Annotated in this window: 15 protein-coding genes, 1 tRNA gene and 1 riboswitch; of the genes, 1 reads left to right on the top strand and 15 read right to left on the bottom strand. The window is 42.8% G+C overall.

What is annotated here, in order from left to right:
- Positions 1-78 precede the first annotated feature (78 nt).
- The gene (gene yiaA, locus SLH55_RS17940) at positions 79-549 is read right to left on the bottom strand and encodes an inner membrane protein YiaA (RefSeq protein ID WP_219165539.1); all 471 of its coding nucleotides are present in this window, start codon (positions 547-549) and stop codon (positions 79-81) included.
- Positions 550-877: 328 nt separating this feature from the next.
- Between yiaA and SLH55_RS17935 the strand changes: the two genes are divergently transcribed.
- A complete protein-coding gene (locus SLH55_RS17935) occupies positions 878-1,873 on the top strand; it encodes a tRNA dihydrouridine synthase (RefSeq protein ID WP_219165540.1) in 996 nt (331 codons plus the stop codon).
- 147 nt (positions 1,874-2,020) lie between these two features.
- On the opposite strand, the gene SLH55_RS17930 is transcribed toward SLH55_RS17935, so the two are convergent.
- The 14 genes from SLH55_RS17930 to SLH55_RS17865 form a co-directional block, all read right to left on the bottom strand.
- Positions 2,021-3,001, bottom strand: a complete 981-nt coding sequence (locus SLH55_RS17930; RefSeq protein ID WP_320324165.1) for a Gfo/Idh/MocA family oxidoreductase — start codon at positions 2,999-3,001, stop codon at positions 2,021-2,023.
- Between the two features lie 51 nt (positions 3,002-3,052).
- The gene (locus SLH55_RS17925) at positions 3,053-4,393 is read right to left on the bottom strand and encodes an amino acid permease (RefSeq protein ID WP_219165542.1); all 1,341 of its coding nucleotides are present in this window, start codon (positions 4,391-4,393) and stop codon (positions 3,053-3,055) included.
- A 120-nt stretch (positions 4,394-4,513) separates the two neighbouring features.
- A riboswitch (glycine riboswitch) is annotated at positions 4,514-4,594 on the bottom strand.
- A gap of 384 nt (positions 4,595-4,978) precedes the next feature.
- Positions 4,979-5,641, bottom strand: coding sequence for a DNA-binding response regulator (locus SLH55_RS17920; protein ID WP_320324164.1), 663 nt, complete (start codon positions 5,639-5,641; stop codon positions 4,979-4,981).
- A 103-nt stretch (positions 5,642-5,744) separates the two neighbouring features.
- Positions 5,745-6,206, bottom strand: coding sequence for a hypothetical protein (locus tag SLH55_RS17915; protein WP_320324163.1), 462 nt, complete (start codon positions 6,204-6,206; stop codon positions 5,745-5,747).
- 305 nt (positions 6,207-6,511) lie between these two features.
- Positions 6,512-6,991: a 23S rRNA (pseudouridine(1915)-N(3))-methyltransferase RlmH gene (rlmH, locus tag SLH55_RS17910; protein WP_320324162.1), complete on the bottom strand. Its 480-nt coding sequence runs from the start codon at positions 6,989-6,991 to the stop codon at positions 6,512-6,514.
- Between the two features lie 95 nt (positions 6,992-7,086).
- A complete protein-coding gene (locus SLH55_RS17905) occupies positions 7,087-7,245 on the bottom strand; it encodes a CxxH/CxxC protein (protein WP_320324161.1) in 159 nt (52 codons plus the stop codon).
- A gap of 122 nt (positions 7,246-7,367) precedes the next feature.
- A complete protein-coding gene (locus tag SLH55_RS17900) occupies positions 7,368-8,609 on the bottom strand; it encodes a S1C family serine protease (protein WP_219165547.1) in 1,242 nt (413 codons plus the stop codon).
- Between the two features lie 368 nt (positions 8,610-8,977).
- Positions 8,978-9,772, bottom strand: coding sequence for an MBL fold metallo-hydrolase (locus SLH55_RS17895; RefSeq protein WP_219165548.1), 795 nt, complete (start codon positions 9,770-9,772; stop codon positions 8,978-8,980).
- An 11-nt stretch (positions 9,773-9,783) separates the two neighbouring features.
- A complete protein-coding gene (locus SLH55_RS17890) occupies positions 9,784-10,587 on the bottom strand; it encodes a two-component system regulatory protein YycI (RefSeq protein WP_320324160.1) in 804 nt (267 codons plus the stop codon).
- A 3-nt stretch (positions 10,588-10,590) separates the two neighbouring features.
- Entirely contained in the window at positions 10,591-11,907 is a 1,317-nt protein-coding gene (locus SLH55_RS17885; protein ID WP_320324159.1) for a YycH family regulatory protein, read from the bottom strand.
- Complete coding sequence (gene walK, locus SLH55_RS17880) at positions 11,904-13,730, bottom strand: cell wall metabolism sensor histidine kinase WalK (protein WP_219165551.1); 1,827 nt, start codon at positions 13,728-13,730, stop codon at positions 11,904-11,906. The genes SLH55_RS17885 and walK overlap by 4 nt, the downstream gene beginning before the upstream one ends.
- Positions 13,731-13,736: 6 nt before the next feature.
- Positions 13,737-14,444: a response regulator YycF gene (yycF, locus tag SLH55_RS17875; RefSeq protein ID WP_098351380.1), complete on the bottom strand. Its 708-nt coding sequence runs from the start codon at positions 14,442-14,444 to the stop codon at positions 13,737-13,739.
- A 216-nt stretch (positions 14,445-14,660) separates the two neighbouring features.
- Positions 14,661-16,139, bottom strand: a complete 1,479-nt coding sequence (locus SLH55_RS17870; RefSeq protein ID WP_320324158.1) for a M23 family metallopeptidase — start codon at positions 16,137-16,139, stop codon at positions 14,661-14,663.
- A 353-nt stretch (positions 16,140-16,492) separates the two neighbouring features.
- A tRNA-Phe gene (locus SLH55_RS17865) sits at positions 16,493-16,565 on the bottom strand.

The following is a 16,565-nucleotide window of genomic DNA, read 5'->3' as shown; positions in this document are numbered from 1 at the left end:
TGGAGTTAGGCGAAATGTAGATTTTTACATTTATTGAACGACAAAGGGCAGTACTGCAATCAGTACCGCCCCTCATGATCAATCTTTATCTCTAGCCACCTGCGTATCACGAATGTTCTTCTGAATCGTGATGGCCGCAAATAAACTAAGCACAAATGACATGGCATAAAATCCTTTTTCACTTAAAATGATGCTTCCGGCATTATAAAGACCGATGGCCATCAAGGCAATCGCGACAATGACGGCGAACCAGCTGAGACCGTAGTAGATACCGGAAACAGGAATATCCTCTTCCTTATCCCTAACCGCTTTTTGCAGGGATACAGCTGCGTAAAGACCGAATACCAATACGGCAAAGTAATACCCTTTTTCATTCAGCTCCATTCCGGCATTGAATAAGCCGATCAGATAAGCGGAAACACCTACCACCAAGGCCGCCCAGCTCGCTCCTTTAAAAGCCGCCGTCGGTTCCCCTTCTTTTCTCTCTACTTTGATCTTTGGTTTCTTGTCTTCGTTCTTGATTAATGGATTTTCATTGTAATCAGACATTGACCGCTCCCCTTTACTGTCGTATATTGCACTCCTCTACAAAAAACATTATAACAATTTTTTACAGAATATACTTACATTTCTTGAAACGGCTCTCATTATTCCATCTTCTACGTTACCTTTAAGACTACAAGAGAAAAACACTTAGGTATGCATGATAGACTTCAAATATTTCCCTTACATCAAAACGTCTCGTTCCCTTGCACTTTTTGCCTATTACCATTAAAGTATATACTGGTTGGAATCCATCCTGATTGGATAGAACTGAAGTATGTTACTTTTTAATTTTGGGAACATGTTTCCCTAAAGGAAAGGGTTTAAATAGAGTATGAAAGATAATTTTTGGCATGAGTTACCTCGGCCGTTCTTTGTTCTGGCACCGATGGAAGCCGTGACCGATGTGGTTTTCCGTCATGTTGTCAGTGAAGCGGCAAGACCAGATGTGTTTTTTACAGAGTTTACAAATACAGAAAGCTACTGTCATCCGAAAGGAAAGGACAGCGTACGCGGGCGTCTGACCTTCACGGATGATGAACAGCCGATCGTCGCCCATATCTGGGGGGACAAGCCTGAATACTTCCGTCAAATGAGTATCGGTATGGCTGAAATGGGCTTCCGAGGAATTGATATCAATATGGGCTGCCCGGTGCATAATGTCGCAGCCAACGGGAAAGGCTCCGGTCTGATCCGCCGTCCGGATACGGCAGCGGAGCTCATCCAGGCAGCGAAAGCGGGAGGCCTTCCCGTCAGCGTGAAGACACGCCTCGGCTATACCAAGGTCGACGAATGGTACGACTGGCTGAAGCATCTTTTGGAACAGGACATCGTCAATCTTTCCATCCATCTCCGTACGAAAAAGGAAATGAGCGATGTCGATGCTCACTGGGAACTGATTCCTGAGATCAAGAAGCTCCGTGACGAAATCGCTCCTCATACCCTTCTGACGATCAACGGAGACATCCCTGACCGTCAAAAGGGACTGGAACTCGCAGAGAAATATGGAGTGGACGGCATTATGATCGGACGTGGGATCTTCCACAATCCATTCGCCTTTGAAAAAGAGAAGAAAGAGCACACAAGCGGGGAGCTTCTCGATCTTCTGCGTCTCCAGCTTGATCTTCATGACCAGTACTCTGAAGAACTTGAGCCGCGTCAGTTCAAACCGCTTCGCCGCTTCTTCAAGATCTACGTGCGCGGATTCCGTGGAGCGAGTGAGCTCCGTAATCGTCTGATGGAATCAGAATCCACAGATGAAGTCCGTGCTCTGCTTGATGAATATGCAGATCGAGTCAAGGAAGATGAAGGGTTTTCAGTAACGAAATAAAGTCAGAGAGAGGGGAGCTTCGAAGGCTTTCCTCTCTATTTTTAACACCGACTTGTTCACCATTTCACAAATCTCCATTTAAAAAGTGCATGTCCTGCAACACCTAAACTGCAAGAAACATGCACTCTTCATAGAATAAAACATCCTTTATTTCCCGACAATCGAATCCATCACCCAGTTCGTCCGCGCTCCGGAATCTCCCGTGCTCGGACATTCACCGCCACCGCCGGTTAACTCTTTCACAATCGTTTCCACCAATGGCTGATGTACATGCATCGGTCGTTCAAAACTCCACTGTTCTTGACCTTCCGCTGTTTTCAGCGTGACCGGATCATCACCAAAAGTGGAAAAGCTGATCTTCCCTCTACTTCCGACAATTTCATTCCTATCCACATCTTCAAAAGCCGTGAAGCACCACTTTCCGACCCCTTGAACGCCCGAGGCAAACCGATACGTTGCTGTCACAATGTCCTCTGCCTCATAATAACCTGCCTGATTGGAAGCAAAGCCCTTTGCTTCTTGAATAGGTCCGAGGAGAAAATCAAGGATATCCAGCGTATGACTGGCCAAATCAAAGAATAACCCTCCACCGGCGACATCAGGCTGAACCCGCCAAGGAAGATGATCACAATCCATTACATCGTCTCTTGCCTTCTGATATTGAGTCGAGGAGACAAATCGAACGTCACCAATGCTGTTTTGATCCAGCAGTTCTTTTATTTTCAAAAATCGCTCCTGCCCCCGACGGTAATAAGCGACATACAGCGGAACGCCCGCACTCTTACAAGCTGCCAACATCTCCGTGCATTCCTTGAAATTCCGGGCCATCGGCTTTTCCACATAAACCGGCTTACCGGCAGCCGCCGCCTTAAGGGTATACTCCATATGCGAGCCTGGAGGCGTGGCGATATAAACCGCATCCACCTCCTGATCGTTAATCAGCTCATCGGCATCATCGTACCACTTCGGAACCCCATGTCTATCCGCATAATCTTTCGCAAGCTTCCCCGTCCTGCGCATAACCGCTACCAGCTCGGAATATTCGACTTTTTGAAAAGCCGGTCCACTCTTCCGTTCCGTCACATCTCCGCAGCCGATGATTCCCCAACGGACTTTATCGTATGTCATGATCTCGTTCCCCCTAATGGATTCGTCTCACTTCCATTGTAACAATGAGTGCTACCTTTTGCTCCTCATCCGATACAAAATAAATAAGACAATAAACCATAGAGGAGTCAACAGTAAGGCCGGCCGTGTCGCATCCGAAAACAGCATAATCACCAGGATCGCTGCAAACATTGTAAGCACCACGTAATTGATGAATGGTGTAAACGGTGCTTTAAATGTGGCTTTCTCATGTAAGTGCGGACGGGTTTTTTTATACCTGATATGACAGATCAGAATGATGCCCCATACCCAAATAAAGCATATGGCACTGATGGTCGTCACAATCCCAAAGGCCTGTTCCGGTATAAGCTTACTTAACAATGCCCCCACTGATATGACCAATGTGGAAAGGAATAATCCGTTACTCGGTACATGGTTTTGATTCAATTTGGAAAAATGAGACGATGCCTGATGATCCTTACTCAAATGATAAAGAATCCGGCTCGTAGAAAACATTCCACTGTTACAAGCGGAAGCGGCTGACGTCAACACGACAAAATTAATGATTCCTGCCGCCAGCGGAATCCCGACCAGGCTAAATGTTTTCACAAACGGACTTTCCGCAGCATTCAGCTCCACCCATGGATTGATGAACAAGATGACGGCCAGGGCTCCCACGTAGAAAAATAAGATCCTTAAAGGAATTTTATTGATGGCGGAGGGGATATTTTTCTTCGGATTGGATGTTTCCGCTGCCGATACGGCGACTAATTCCACACCGACATAGGCAAAGATGACCATTTGGAAAGAAAGGAGGAACCCTGACATTCCATTCGGGAAAAATCCTCCATGGTCCCACAAGTTCTGAACCGTAACCGCTCCAGCATCTGTCTTAAACCCAATCACCAACAAAATGACACCAAGGACGATTAACCCAAGGATGGTGATGACCTTGATTAAAGCAAACCAAAATTCCAATTCCCCAAATAATTTGACCGTTAATAGATTGAGTCCCAACAAAATGATGACACAGATGAGGGCAGGGACCCACTGTGGAATGTCAAACCAATAGTTCACATACACACCAACCGCGATCACATCGGCCATCGCCGTCATGATCCAACAAAACCAGTACGTCCAACCCGTGACAAAGGAGAACCGGGGTCCAAGATACTCCTCCGCAATGTCTGGCAGCGATTGAAACCCGTCTTTCGATAACAACAGCTCCCCAAGTGATCTCATCACGAAAAACAGGGCAATACCCACAATCAAATAAGCAAAGATGATAGAGGGACCGGCAAGCTGTATCGCCTTACCGGAACCTAAGAACAGCCCCGTACCAATCGTACCCCCGATGGCGATCAGCTGAACGTGCCGGTTTGATAGATCCCTCTTTAATTCTCGTTGTTCCAACCTTAACTCCTCCTTACAACCAGTAAAAATAAGCACAAAAAAGAGATTGGATGGGCTCCAATCTCGTGGTCATAAGAATAACAAATATCAATTGGCATGAGCGCACACCAAAAAAATATCCGATACTCTTCTGTCCTTTTGCCTGAGATAATGAACCCTTCGGCGCCGCGGAATCCCCACGGTCTCTCCAGAAGCTGCTCCTGCCATGGGATGATCCATGGCAATCATAGCTTTCTATTAAATAATTTTTGATCGTAATAACTTCGTTGAATAGTTGATAATTTTAAGGGCTTGTGGAGGTTTTGTCAACAGAAGGGATTACATACTCAACATGATGTTCTCTTAGATTTCCTGTTTCTAATTTATCACCGTTGATTTTAATCAGAGGATTTAAATTAAGCGGAGATTTTCCGGTTATATATAGGTTGAAGCTCATTTTGAGGGTATTTAAGCGGAATTTTTCCGTCTAAGCAAAGGACAATTCTCCATTTTGACGTTATTTGAGTCAATAGACGGAATTTCTCCGTTTATTTAAGCTATTTTAAGTTTGATTTAATAATTAAGCGGAATTTTTCCGTCTATTTATCAGATAGAGTGTTTAACCTGCTCCCCTAAGCGATAAGAGCGGATTCTCTTAACCCCAGATGCGGGAATCAACATCTTTTTCTCAACAAGTTGAGAGAGTAATCTTTTTACCGTCTTGTCTGTTAGGTTCAAATACTTCCCAACTTCTATAGGGGAGATCGATTTTCCTTTTCGGATCGCTAGCCGGAGCACTTCCTTTTCGGCATAGGTTAGAGTGGTCTGCTCCAGCCCATCACCTAGCCATCGGCCAATCACTTGCTGTACAACCTGCTGACATCGACGAGGTTTTTCTTTCACTTGGTCATAAGAAAAGCGGATGACAGTCCATCCGTCCATCACTAACTGGTTTTGACGTTCCAGACTATCGGAAAATTGCCACCTGCTTATATTTTTTAAGTGAGGACCATAACCGTCTATCTCAAAGCAAATCCGGATGGCTGGACGAATGTAAGCAAAATCTAAATACCGTTTTCCATCCTTAAAATCATTGATTTCAAATTCTGGATGAAGATATTGAAAGTGATAAAATGAAGGCCACCAAACCTGTTTCAAAAACAACATTTCAGCCTGACTGTGACCTTCTTGTAAACGCCTCAACCGTTCCCCGTTTCTTTTCTGAGCATGTACATTCAAAAAACTCTGGTATTCTGCTTCAAATCCCATAGCAATCCTCCTTACTATCCAACGAGTTTTAGCCTGTTTTTCAAAAACATCCGATAAACTAATTGAATTTGAAAACCGTTCTTTCCTCAATTTTTCCACTTAACTATCCATCAATAGGAACCATAAAATCATATTCAGGAACTCCATACTTGGCAATCATCCTTTTCCGATACGCTTCAAATGATAAATAAAAATGTTCCGGTGGGTTCCCAAATAGGATGGTAAACACTCCGTTTTCAAAAGAAATTAAGTAGCTTTTCTCCTGGTTAACATTCGTATCCTTAAGGGATGCTTTTAACTCTTCTAATTGCGTAACTGTTAGACTATCGTTCAACATCACTTTTTTGCAATTCCCATCATTATTTTCCAATACAAACATACCGTGACCTTTACGTTCCTCTACCTTGTACTTAATAGAGTTTTCGGTATACTTTTCTATTGTTTTAGTGAAGTAATAACCGCACACCATACAAAAGATGTACTTCTCATCCGTTTTGTAATAATCATCAACATAAGCAGTACGTTCACAACAGGGGCATTGAATAGCATACATAATTGATGCCAAGAATGAATCATCTCCATTATTGAATTAAATTTTGGAAAGATTTTTTGAAATTTATGAGTGTAAAGTCTAGAGGAGTAAAGATATGTGGTTTCAACTAGAGAGAAGAAAAAAGCAAATGAAGAATTACAGAGTAGTTAGTTTGAAAGGAATTTTTTCAGAGAAATTTGAGGAAAGAACTACTTTTAGTCTAAAAGAATTTTCTTATTTGTCAATCTATATTCTTGTCACTTCTATTTGTCCTTAGAAAACTCATGATATTTTCGCCTCCCCTACAATTAGGAGAGGCATTTGGCTAACAGACTCAGTTATTTATGATACGGTTCCCCCCGATTTATCCGAAAAGCCCGATAAATCTGCTCCACCAATATCAACCTCATCAATTGATGAGGAAAAGTCATCTTCGAAAACGAGAGAGTCTCATTTGACCGTTTGATCACGTCATCACTCAAACCCAATGATCCTCCAATCACAAACGCCACTTTGCTTTTCCCGTACGTAGCAAGCTTGTCCAGGTTATCGGCAAGCTCTTCTGAAGAGCGCATTTTCCCCTGGATGGCCAGGGCGATGACGTGGTGATCGGGAGAAATTTTGGACAAAATCCGCTCTCCTTCTTTATTTTTTACCTGCTCCATTTCAGAATCGCTCAGCACTTCAGGGGCCTTTTCATCCGCAAGCTCAACAATATCGATTTTTGCATACGCACCAAGACGCTTCACATATTCGCTGATGCCCTGCTTTAAATATTTTTCTTTCAACTTTCCAATCGTTACTATGGTGATATTCACACATCCACACTCGCTTTACAAACAATTTACAAACACGTTATCCACAGAAACTATCCACATATCCACAATCCGTTTCTTTATATGGTATGGGAATATTAGTTCGCCACTATATATACGGCGTTATTCCCACAATATTCACAGGTTGTGGATAACTTCACTTCTTCAGACAGCTCTGTTAATTGAGGCGCTACCTCATGCTCATCTACGACAATATCCATGGCTAATTCCACGTGGTCTAAGCAACAGTAAATCATGTCGTTTCCTCCTCATCATACTTTTAAAGTCATGTATATATACTTATCCACAATTATCATATCATGTAAAGAAAAAGCAGGAAAGGGCACGTGCCATTCCTGCTTTTCGTTTTATCCACATTCTATAATCGCGATTCGTCCGTTAATTTCATCGTGACTTCTTGCTTCTTACCATCCCGGTAGATGGTGACTTTCATTTGATCGTTCACTTCTTTTTTATTGTATAGATGCTTCCTGAGATCAATTACATTCTGGATCTTCTCACCGTCAAGTTCTGTGATGACATCAAGCTCTTGCAAGCCAGCTTGAGCAGCAGGTGAATTCGGGACGGTTTGTCTGATCATGACACCATAATTGATATCCTTCGGCAGTTTTAAGGTTTCCTGCTGGTGGTAAGCAGAGATCTGATTGACGTCTTCAAGGGTGACACCCATTGCCGGACGCTTCACTTCACCGTATTGTTCAAGGTCTTCTATGATTGGTCTGGCTGAATTGATTGGGATGGCAAGTCCAATACCTTCTACTGCTTCCTGGGCGATTTTCATGGAGTTGATGCCGACCAGCTGTCCGGAAATATTAATAAGCGCTCCACCACTGTTACCCGGGTTGATGGCTGCATCGGTCTGGAGAACCTCTGCATTCCAATCCTCCATACCATCCTGGTTGATATCGACGGGTATCGTTCTCTCCACACCTGAGACGACTCCTTGCGTCACAGAACCTGAGAATTGCAGGCCAAGGGGATTCCCGATGGCGATGACAGGCTCTCCTGCTTTCAGCTCGTCTGAATTTCCAAACTCGGCGATATCGTCCTTCTTGATCTTGCTTCCGTCGATTTCAATGACGGCAAGGTCTGTCCAAACGTCAGTACCGCGAAGCTTTGCCGGAACCTTTGTACCGTCAGCAAGGGTAACCTCCAATTGATCTGCCCCTTCGACAACATGATTATTGGTCACAATATAAACGGTATTTCCTTCTTTTTTATACATGACACCGGACCCTGTCCCTGCCTGTTGATCCTGGGTCTGTCCACCACCCTGACCCCAGAAGCTTTGGGATTGGATATTCGTGATTCCTACTACAGAATCTCCCGTCTTTTCTACTGCTTTCGTGACATCCGTTGTCACATTGACTGAAACATTCTGAGTGGTGCCGTTATGGTAAGCCTGATCGGTTTCTTTCAGATCCTGATCCGGCTGGACCGAATAGGGTAATATATCAAAGTTCGTCAGCTGCGGGATGGCTACGACTACGAGGATTGCACCGAGGATGACTCCCAATAACCCTGCAAGAAACATCCCGCCCCGGTTTCCCTTTTGTCTGCCTGTCCTGCCTTCAGAATGATTACCGTCATAATATCCCATATATCTTCATCCTTTCTACCAGCTATTCCTTTTGTTATTTTATCTTTCCAAGCCCGATTATAGTCAGGTTAAATTAAAAAATGATGAAAAAAAGGTAAGAATTTCATAATCAAACCCAAGAGTGGAGGGGAGGTTGCTTACGGCAGGATATGGACGACACAAAAACGCAGACGCAATGACCAGAGGTAAATGCATATGACGAGAACATAGAAAATGCGCTCATGAAGTTCTTGGCATATGATCTCATGCCTCTAGCCGACGGAGCTGGACGACACCCGTGTCATTCTATGTAAACACAAAAAGGTGAAGACAATAGTCCTCACCTTTTTCATACCTTCATAAGAGACATCGTAAACATTTGAACCGGCTTAAATGGCAACTAAAGGCGTTGGAACTTTAGGGTCCGTATCAAATAGATCAATTTGTTCTCCTACTATGATTCCTTGGGACTCGAGTGTCTGAGTGACGCTCATCCTTGCCAGGTCTTTCATATTATTATCCAGACTCAAATGGGCCAGGTAGATTCCTTTTGTGTTGTCTCCCATCACTTCACTCATGGCAATGGCCGCATCTTCATTGGACACATGGCCATAGTCACTGAGGATCCGTCGCTTGATATTCCAAGGATAACGGCACATGCGAAGCATCCCGACATCATGGTTACTTTCGAACACATAGGCATCGGCATTCGAGATGATCCCTTTCATCCGGTCACTTACATAACCTGTATCCGTGACCAGAACCAGCTTCTTATCCCCATGATGGAAGATATAAAACATCGGTTCAGCTGCATCATGTGATACACCGAAGGACTCGATGCTCAACCCCCCAAAGTGCTTGGCCGTTTCCATATCAAAGGAGAACTTCTGCTCCGTATCGATTTTCCCCACTAAGCCGTCCATGGCATTCCAGGTCTTATCGTTCGCATAAATCGGAAGCTTGTACTTCCTTGCCAGGACACCGATTCCCTTAATATGATCACTATGCTCATGAGTGACCAGAATCCCCGACAGATCTTCTATCTTCCGGTCTATCTGACTGAACAAACCTTCCATCTGCTTGCCGCTTAAACCGGCATCGACAAGGAAAGAGTGCTCCTCTGACTCGACAAATATTGCATTTCCTGTACTGCCGCTCGCAAGTACACTAAAATGCATCGTCATAACGCTCACTCCTATGTTTCTTTTTCTGGATTGGTGATTTCTACGATCTGTGCCTCAACGGCATTAATAAATACATCTTCTTTTTTGTCATTTTTTTCGACGACGAAATGCCAGGTAGGGGCCAATACCTGATATTCATCGATGGGTCCGAAGGTTGAATACCCAAGGCTCGGTACACCGACAATTTCACTGCCATTTTCAATCTCATTGTTTTCCACCAGGAACCTGAGGGCATCAAAAGGGGTAACCAGCTGTTTTTTCCCCGTAGATTCTTTCAGGTTATCCAACAATGTTTGTTTATACGAAACGATTTCGCGGTCTGTATTCAAATAGAGAATCAATTTCCCATTGGCATTATTGAAGATTTTCCGGTCTTTAAACATCTGAAAATAGACAATGGTCTGTTCTTCTTTACTATATTTCCAGAAGCTGTACTGCTCTCCATTTAGGATGTGCTTTTTTAGAAAATCCTTTAATTCATCCGGAGAAAAATTTTCACTTATGGAAACAGGTTCTTTCAAAGTTGAATTGATTGTATTGTCATTGACGGCATTCACTTCTTGATCCTTTAATTTTTCCAGATCTTTTTCGCTGATTTTTTTCGTGCTGGCACTGATGATGGCATCTTTCACCGGTTCTTTGGACAACTTTGGAGGGTACTTGATATTGGCCGCTTTTAACGTTTCTTCAATTGTGGTCTGCCCTAATGTATCGGGATTGCTTTCCCTGATTTTATTCATGAATATGGTCAGGAGAAATATATCCAGAACCAAAAAGACGATAATGAAAATGCTCTTTGTTTTACTCCAATCCATCTGTTAGAACGCCTCCAATTCTTCCAGCGGGACCCTTATCCAGTTTCCACTAAGCTTATAGTACCAGGAAGGTTCGAATAGTAAGAACTTCTTGTTGGATTCATTTGTATCCCTGGTCATCTTGTATCCGACGACAATATCCTCTACGTCTTCCAGTTCTTTCGAGCTGTTCTTCAACGCATACAGGACAGAGGCACCGGAAGGAAGCTGCACGTCTCTGATTGCATTTTTCGACACCATGTCCAGTGTAAAGTACGGTCTTTCATACTTACTGATGGAATTCGTTCCCCACTCTTGAATGACCTCGGCCATATGATTCTCGTTAAAGACCGGATGGTTTTCCATGAACAATCTGTAGACAACCTTATTTTCAACGGTGCTGCTGGAAAAGTAATGATAATCATCCGTCCACCCACCATGATCATTCACAAATTCCATGCTTTTTTGCAAGAGAGACGCTGGAGCGATGGCGGAATCGCTATCGACAGATAAATTGATATACGAAAGAGTGCTGTATTCTTCATCCGTCTTCATGAAGCTTGGTATATTGATAAAGGTATTCTTTTTGACTTCCACGTTGTTGGGGTCACTGAATAGTGCTTTCTTAAAATCTTCCAACGATAGAGTATCAGCGTAGAATCGATAGCTCTTATAGTCTTTCGGATACTTTGGAAGAAAGATATTTTTGTTGGAATTCAGGGGCTGCTCTATATATTCATCATAAGAAGCAACCTTTTTCAAGAACATTTTCTCGAATTTTTGTAAGCTTTCCACATTCACCCGGCATTCATAAAAATATTTCTTACCGGAATCAAGGGAGGCAAAATAGATGGTTCCTGCATCCGAGTTCACCGTGTTCAAATCAATGACGATTCGATCGAACGAGGCCGTCGGAATATTTTTATCTTCGAAATGGATGACGCGGCTATAGACGGAAAATGGCACATTATCAGGAAATACAATCTCGACTTTCTTTTCACCCTGAGTGATGGCTTTCATCTCGTCTTTCGTATATTGATTTGAGTAGTCTTTCAAATCAAACAGTGTCCAGCTGCTCAAACCTTTTATCACATTGTCCATTGCTTCTCCATCAAGCGTCCCGACCGTCTTATTGCCTGCATGATAAAAAAGCTCGTATGGCTTGATCAATATCTTTGAAAGATTAGGCTCCTTCATCTTTTCTCCTACTGATACGTCAAAGGTTTCATTGCTGTCGATTGTGTCATATCCCGGTTGATATGTCCAAAGGTTAAAGGTCAGGAAGATACTGATGCAAACAAGTAAGGTTAATATAATCGATTTTATTTTTTCGTATTTCATGACCAATCATCCTCTTGTCCGACGTCATATGGGAGAGTAAAGATGATCGTTGTACCTTTCCCTTCCTTACTTGTCGCCCATACGTCACCGCCGTGTGCTGAAATCATTTCTTTCGCAATCGCAAGACCGAGACCCGTACCACCCATTTGTCTTGTTCTGGCTTTATCGACACGGTAGAAACGTTCAAAGATTTTCTCCAGATTTTCCTTGGGAATCCCTAACCCTTGATCTGATACGCTGATTTCAATATAACCATCTTTTTCTTTCACTTTAAATGTAATCGTTCCACCCTCAGGTGAATATTTCAATGCATTTGAAATGATATTGTCCAACACCTGGGTGATTTTATCCTGATCCACTTCTACGAATAACGCCTTGTCCGGTAGGTAGCGCTCGAAGGTCACATTGATGTTTTTCGTCATTTCAAAACGATCAATGATTTTATGGAAGAATAGAATAAAGTCGACCCAGTCTTTATTAAATCGATAGTCTTTGCTATCCATTTTAGAGAGTTGTAGAAGATCATTGACCAGCCTGATCATTCTTTCCGTTTCATTTTGCGTGACATCCAAGAATTGAGGGGCAATTGTTTCATCCTGCCAGGCACCTTCTGCCAATGCCTCGAGATAACTTCTCATCGTCGTCAGCGGCGTTCTGAGCTCATGGGATACATTGGCTACGAATTCCCTTCGCTCAAGGTCGATTTTCTCCTGTTCCGTGATGTCATGTAAAACGGCAATCAGACCGTTCACAAATCCAGTCTCTTTTTGAATGATAGAGAAATTAGCCCTCAGGATATAGGGTTTATCCTTTGTGCTGTAATCTAAAATGATGGACTCCTGCTCATTGGACAAGTCATCGAACGTATACTCCTCATCCAATCCCAACAGTGAAATGATCGGTTGGGAAACGACTGTTTCACGTGAAACATTCAGCATGCTTGCCGCGGGATCATTAATAAGGATGACCCTTCCTTTTCGATCGGTGGCAATAACCCCGTCGGTCATATAGGAAAGAACGGATGATAGCTTTCTTCGTTCACCTTCTGTCGTAGCCTGCGCTTCCTGGAGGCGCTTTGTCAGATTATTGAACGTGATGGCCAGTTGACCGATTTCATCATACCCATACACTTTAACCTTTCTGGAGAAGTTCCCTTTCGCCATGGCCAGTGCCTGTTTTCGCATATCGGATATCGGCCGGGTGACGGTTTGAGCGAGTAAAACCCCCAGGATAGCCGTGATGACGAGTGCGATGATGGTCCCGTTGGTGAAGATTTTATTAATATCGTTCATTTGATCATATACCCGCTCGATTTCACCAACGATATAGATGGCCCCGATCACTTCATTATTGGATTCGATCGGTTTCGCATGGACCCAGATACGGTCATGTGTCCGGTCGTCAAGGTACGTATTTTCAGAAGTAACACCGAGTGCAAGGACCCTTTTTATATCTTTATCAGACGTCACCCTGTTGACAAGCTTTTGATTATTCGGATCAGAAGTACCGATGATCCGCTTTCGATTATCGATGACCCTGATTTCGGCAATATCTGAATTCTTGCTGCTGTCTTCTAATATTCTTCTAATGTCTTCTTCCTGTGTGGGATCATCGTCCTCACGCTCTTTGATCATTTCTTCCTTGATGGTGTATTCTAATAATTCCACTCGATTCGTAATGGAAGATTGGAAGTTTTCCACCAGCTTCTGCTCAAGTTCCCTCACGAAATAAACCCCGATGATTTGCATAGCGAGAAGGATGAGCAGAACGTATATCAGAACAAATTTCAAATGAATCGAACGGGTTAAACCAACTTTCTTCATTCCATATTACTCCTGTTCAGGATTTCGTAAGTAATAACCGACTCCTCTACGTGTTACGATCCAGGTAGGGTGACTTGGATTATCTTCAATTTTCTCACGGAGACGTCTCACGGTCACATCGACGGTACGCACATCCCCATAGTAATCATATCCCCAGACCGTCTGAAGCAAATGCTCCCGGGTCATGACTTGTCCGATATGTTTTGCTAAATAGTGAAGAAGCTCGAACTCACGGTGCGTCAGTTCAATCGTTTCTCCCCTTTTTGATACAACGTATGCATCGGGATGAATCGTTAAGGAGCCGACGGTGATTTCATTATTCTCATCTTCAACATTTTGCTGTGCTCCATGCTGGTGGCGTCGCAGGTTCGCTTTCACCCTTGCAATCAATTCCCGTGTACTGAAAGGCTTTGTCACATAATCATCCGCTCCGAGCTCAAGACCCAATACTTTGTCGATTTCAGAGTCTTTCGCCGTCAGCATGATGATCGGCATTTCATACTTCTTCCTGATTTCACGACACACTTCCATCCCATCGCGATTTGGAAGCATAATATCAAGAAGGACAAGATCCGGCTTGATTTCCTCTGCCATCTTGACGGCTTCATCCCCATCATACGCGCAGTGAACCTCATATCCTTCTTTTTTCAAATTAAACTGTAATATATCTGCAATTGGTTTCTCATCGTCAACGACTAATATTTTCTTTTCCATATCGTTTGATCTCCTTTAGAAAAAAGTAATGTATCATATAAAGTTGTGATTAGTATAGGATTCTTCCTTTTAATTTATCACTTTCTCCATATTAATTCATCTTTAACTCTATCATACCCTTTATTCCCATGCTTGTTGACTACAATCTAAATATAACAAAGGGGACTGACAAATAAAATGATTGTGTCAGTCCCTTGCTTGATATCCTCTATATCATTATAGTACATCCAATGGATTAATCAGCGATCCGTTCTTGTATACCTCTATATGAAGGTGAACACCCGTTGCTTCACCTGTTTCTCCCATAATTCCAAGTTTTTGTCCTCTCTCGACCGTTTGACCGGCAGAAACAGAAATGGAATTCAGATGGGCATAGATGGTCTTATAACCATTCCCATGATCGATGACGACTTTATTTCCATAACCACCATCATCCCATCCGGCTGAAACGACTCTTCCGTTATCAACGGATTTAATGGTGCGGTCACTTGGACGTGCGATGTCGATCCCTTTATGCATTTTCCCCCAGCGAGGTCCCTGCTTGGAAGAAATGTAACCGCCATTCGTCGGCCATGCAAAACTTCCAGAACCCCTGGACGGAGTGGCTTTTGTTCCTTTAATCAGGATGTATTTCACTGGATCTTTCAGTTTTTTCTCTTCTTTAACATTTTTATCGGTTTGAGAACCGTTTACCTCTGTCGTTTCAAACGTAACGGATTTCTCTCCATCTTGACCTTCCTGCTTCACTTTCGTATCGCCTTTATTCATTGAAGAGTCTTCCTTGACTTCTTTTTCGTAGGCGATTTTTTCAATTTTATTGGCTTCCTTCTTAACGAGAACATGAACAAGAGGCTCATACACAGTTACATTTACCTCTGTACCTACTTTCAAAGCACCGTCCTCTTTCAAATCTTCATTTAACTCCAGCAATTTACCTGTCGTTATAGAATGATCTGCAGCAATCGTGCTCAACGCATCGCCTTCCTGGACTTTATACTTCTTCTCTTCCGCTGTTCCTTTTTTAAGAAGCTCAGCAGCTTCCTTCGGAGACTTTAACTCTTCCGGCTTCACTTGTGCCTTCTTCGTTTCCACATTCTCTTTAAATGAAACATCCAACAAACGGGTTTCATTTTCTTTCAATGGGGGTAAAGAAGTAGATGTAGAATCCTTTGTGCGATCTTCATATTCATTAAGCTCTTCTTCAGAAACATAATTAAGCTTAAACGATTTTAGCGCTTCTTCAGCCGCCTTTTCGTCCTTTACATAAGCAACTGGTTTATCGTTGACAACCAAAGCAAACGCATTCGCTTCAATTGATACAGATGAATTTAAACTTTCGATGACTTGCTGATTATTGGTTTTAACCGTTTCGAATACATTCTCAGGTATGTATGTTATGTCTTGATTAAAATCAACCTGATAATCACTGTACTCCTTCTGTGCCTTCTCAAGCTTCTCTTCTAAAACGTCCTTCACCTGTTCCTCATTTGTAACAGCCCCTACATACTCATCACCCATGTACACATGATAGATGGTTTGCAAGTCGTTTTCGGACCCGTTAGACGCCGTCGCTGAAGAAAACGTTAAGGTGGAAAGTGCGAGTGTCGTTATTCCCACTCGTTTCACAAATTGATTTGATCTATGTCGAATATTAAGTTTTTCTAAAAAGGGTGATAACTTCTTTCCAAAACTCATTGACTTGCCTCCTATAAACTAAAGCAAAAATCCCGGTTAACGGTAGTTCATTATGCCTAATTTAGTCAAATTCTATAAAATTCGTACTTTACTAATTTACCATAATTCGACGAAAACCGGGACGCAGAATGATGATTGTAATATAACTGTATAATTTGTCAGTTCATATCCTTTTCGTATATAGCGAAAGATCCTTGTCATAGTGGGAATCAAATGGGTCAAAAGGTGGATTTGTCATTGAAATAGTGCTGGTAATAATTAGAGGAAAGCGGGGTTGAATGTTACATAAGTGTTACAGAACATAATAAAAAAGTACTACGAGAGTCAAAGTCGTCGCAGTACTTTTTGTAAGATGGCTCAGGACGGAATCGAACCGCCGACACATGGATTTTCAGTCCATTGCTCTACCAACTGAGCTACTGAGCC

Source organism: Rossellomorea sp. YZS02 (genome assembly GCF_033963925.1).
In the GTDB taxonomy this organism is placed as follows: domain Bacteria; phylum Bacillota; class Bacilli; order Bacillales; family Bacillaceae_B; genus Rossellomorea.
Note: the sequence above shows the minus strand (reverse complement) of the source record. Positions and strands in the feature narration are given on the sequence as shown.

Excerpts from the sequence above, each read along its gene's own strand:
- yiaA (WP_219165539.1), bottom strand. The coding sequence starts at position 549 with ATGTCTGATTACAATGAAAATCCATTAATCAAGAACGAAGACAAGAAA.
- SLH55_RS17935 (WP_219165540.1), top strand. The coding sequence starts at position 878 with ATGAAAGATAATTTTTGGCATGAGTTACCTCGGCCGTTCTTTGTTCTG.
- SLH55_RS17930 (WP_320324165.1), bottom strand. The coding sequence starts at position 3,001 with ATGACATACGATAAAGTCCGTTGGGGAATCATCGGCTGCGGAGATGTG.
- SLH55_RS17920 (WP_320324164.1), bottom strand. The coding sequence starts at position 5,641 with ATGGGATTTGAAGCAGAATACCAGAGTTTTTTGAATGTACATGCTCAG.
- SLH55_RS17905 (WP_320324161.1), bottom strand. The coding sequence starts at position 7,245 with ATGATTTACTGTTGCTTAGACCACGTGGAATTAGCCATGGATATTGTC.
- SLH55_RS17900 (WP_219165547.1), bottom strand. The coding sequence starts at position 8,609 with ATGGGATATTATGACGGTAATCATTCTGAAGGCAGGACAGGCAGACAA.
- SLH55_RS17895 (WP_219165548.1), bottom strand. The coding sequence starts at position 9,772 with ATGACGATGCATTTTAGTGTACTTGCGAGCGGCAGTACAGGAAATGCA.
- SLH55_RS17890 (WP_320324160.1), bottom strand. The coding sequence starts at position 10,587 with ATGGATTGGAGTAAAACAAAGAGCATTTTCATTATCGTCTTTTTGGTT.
- SLH55_RS17885 (WP_320324159.1), bottom strand. The coding sequence starts at position 11,907 with ATGAAATACGAAAAAATAAAATCGATTATATTAACCTTACTTGTTTGC.
- walK (WP_219165551.1), bottom strand. The coding sequence starts at position 13,730 with ATGAAGAAAGTTGGTTTAACCCGTTCGATTCATTTGAAATTTGTTCTG.
- yycF (WP_098351380.1), bottom strand. The coding sequence starts at position 14,444 with ATGGAAAAGAAAATATTAGTCGTTGACGATGAGAAACCAATTGCAGAT.
- SLH55_RS17870 (WP_320324158.1), bottom strand. The coding sequence starts at position 16,139 with ATGAGTTTTGGAAAGAAGTTATCACCCTTTTTAGAAAAACTTAATATT.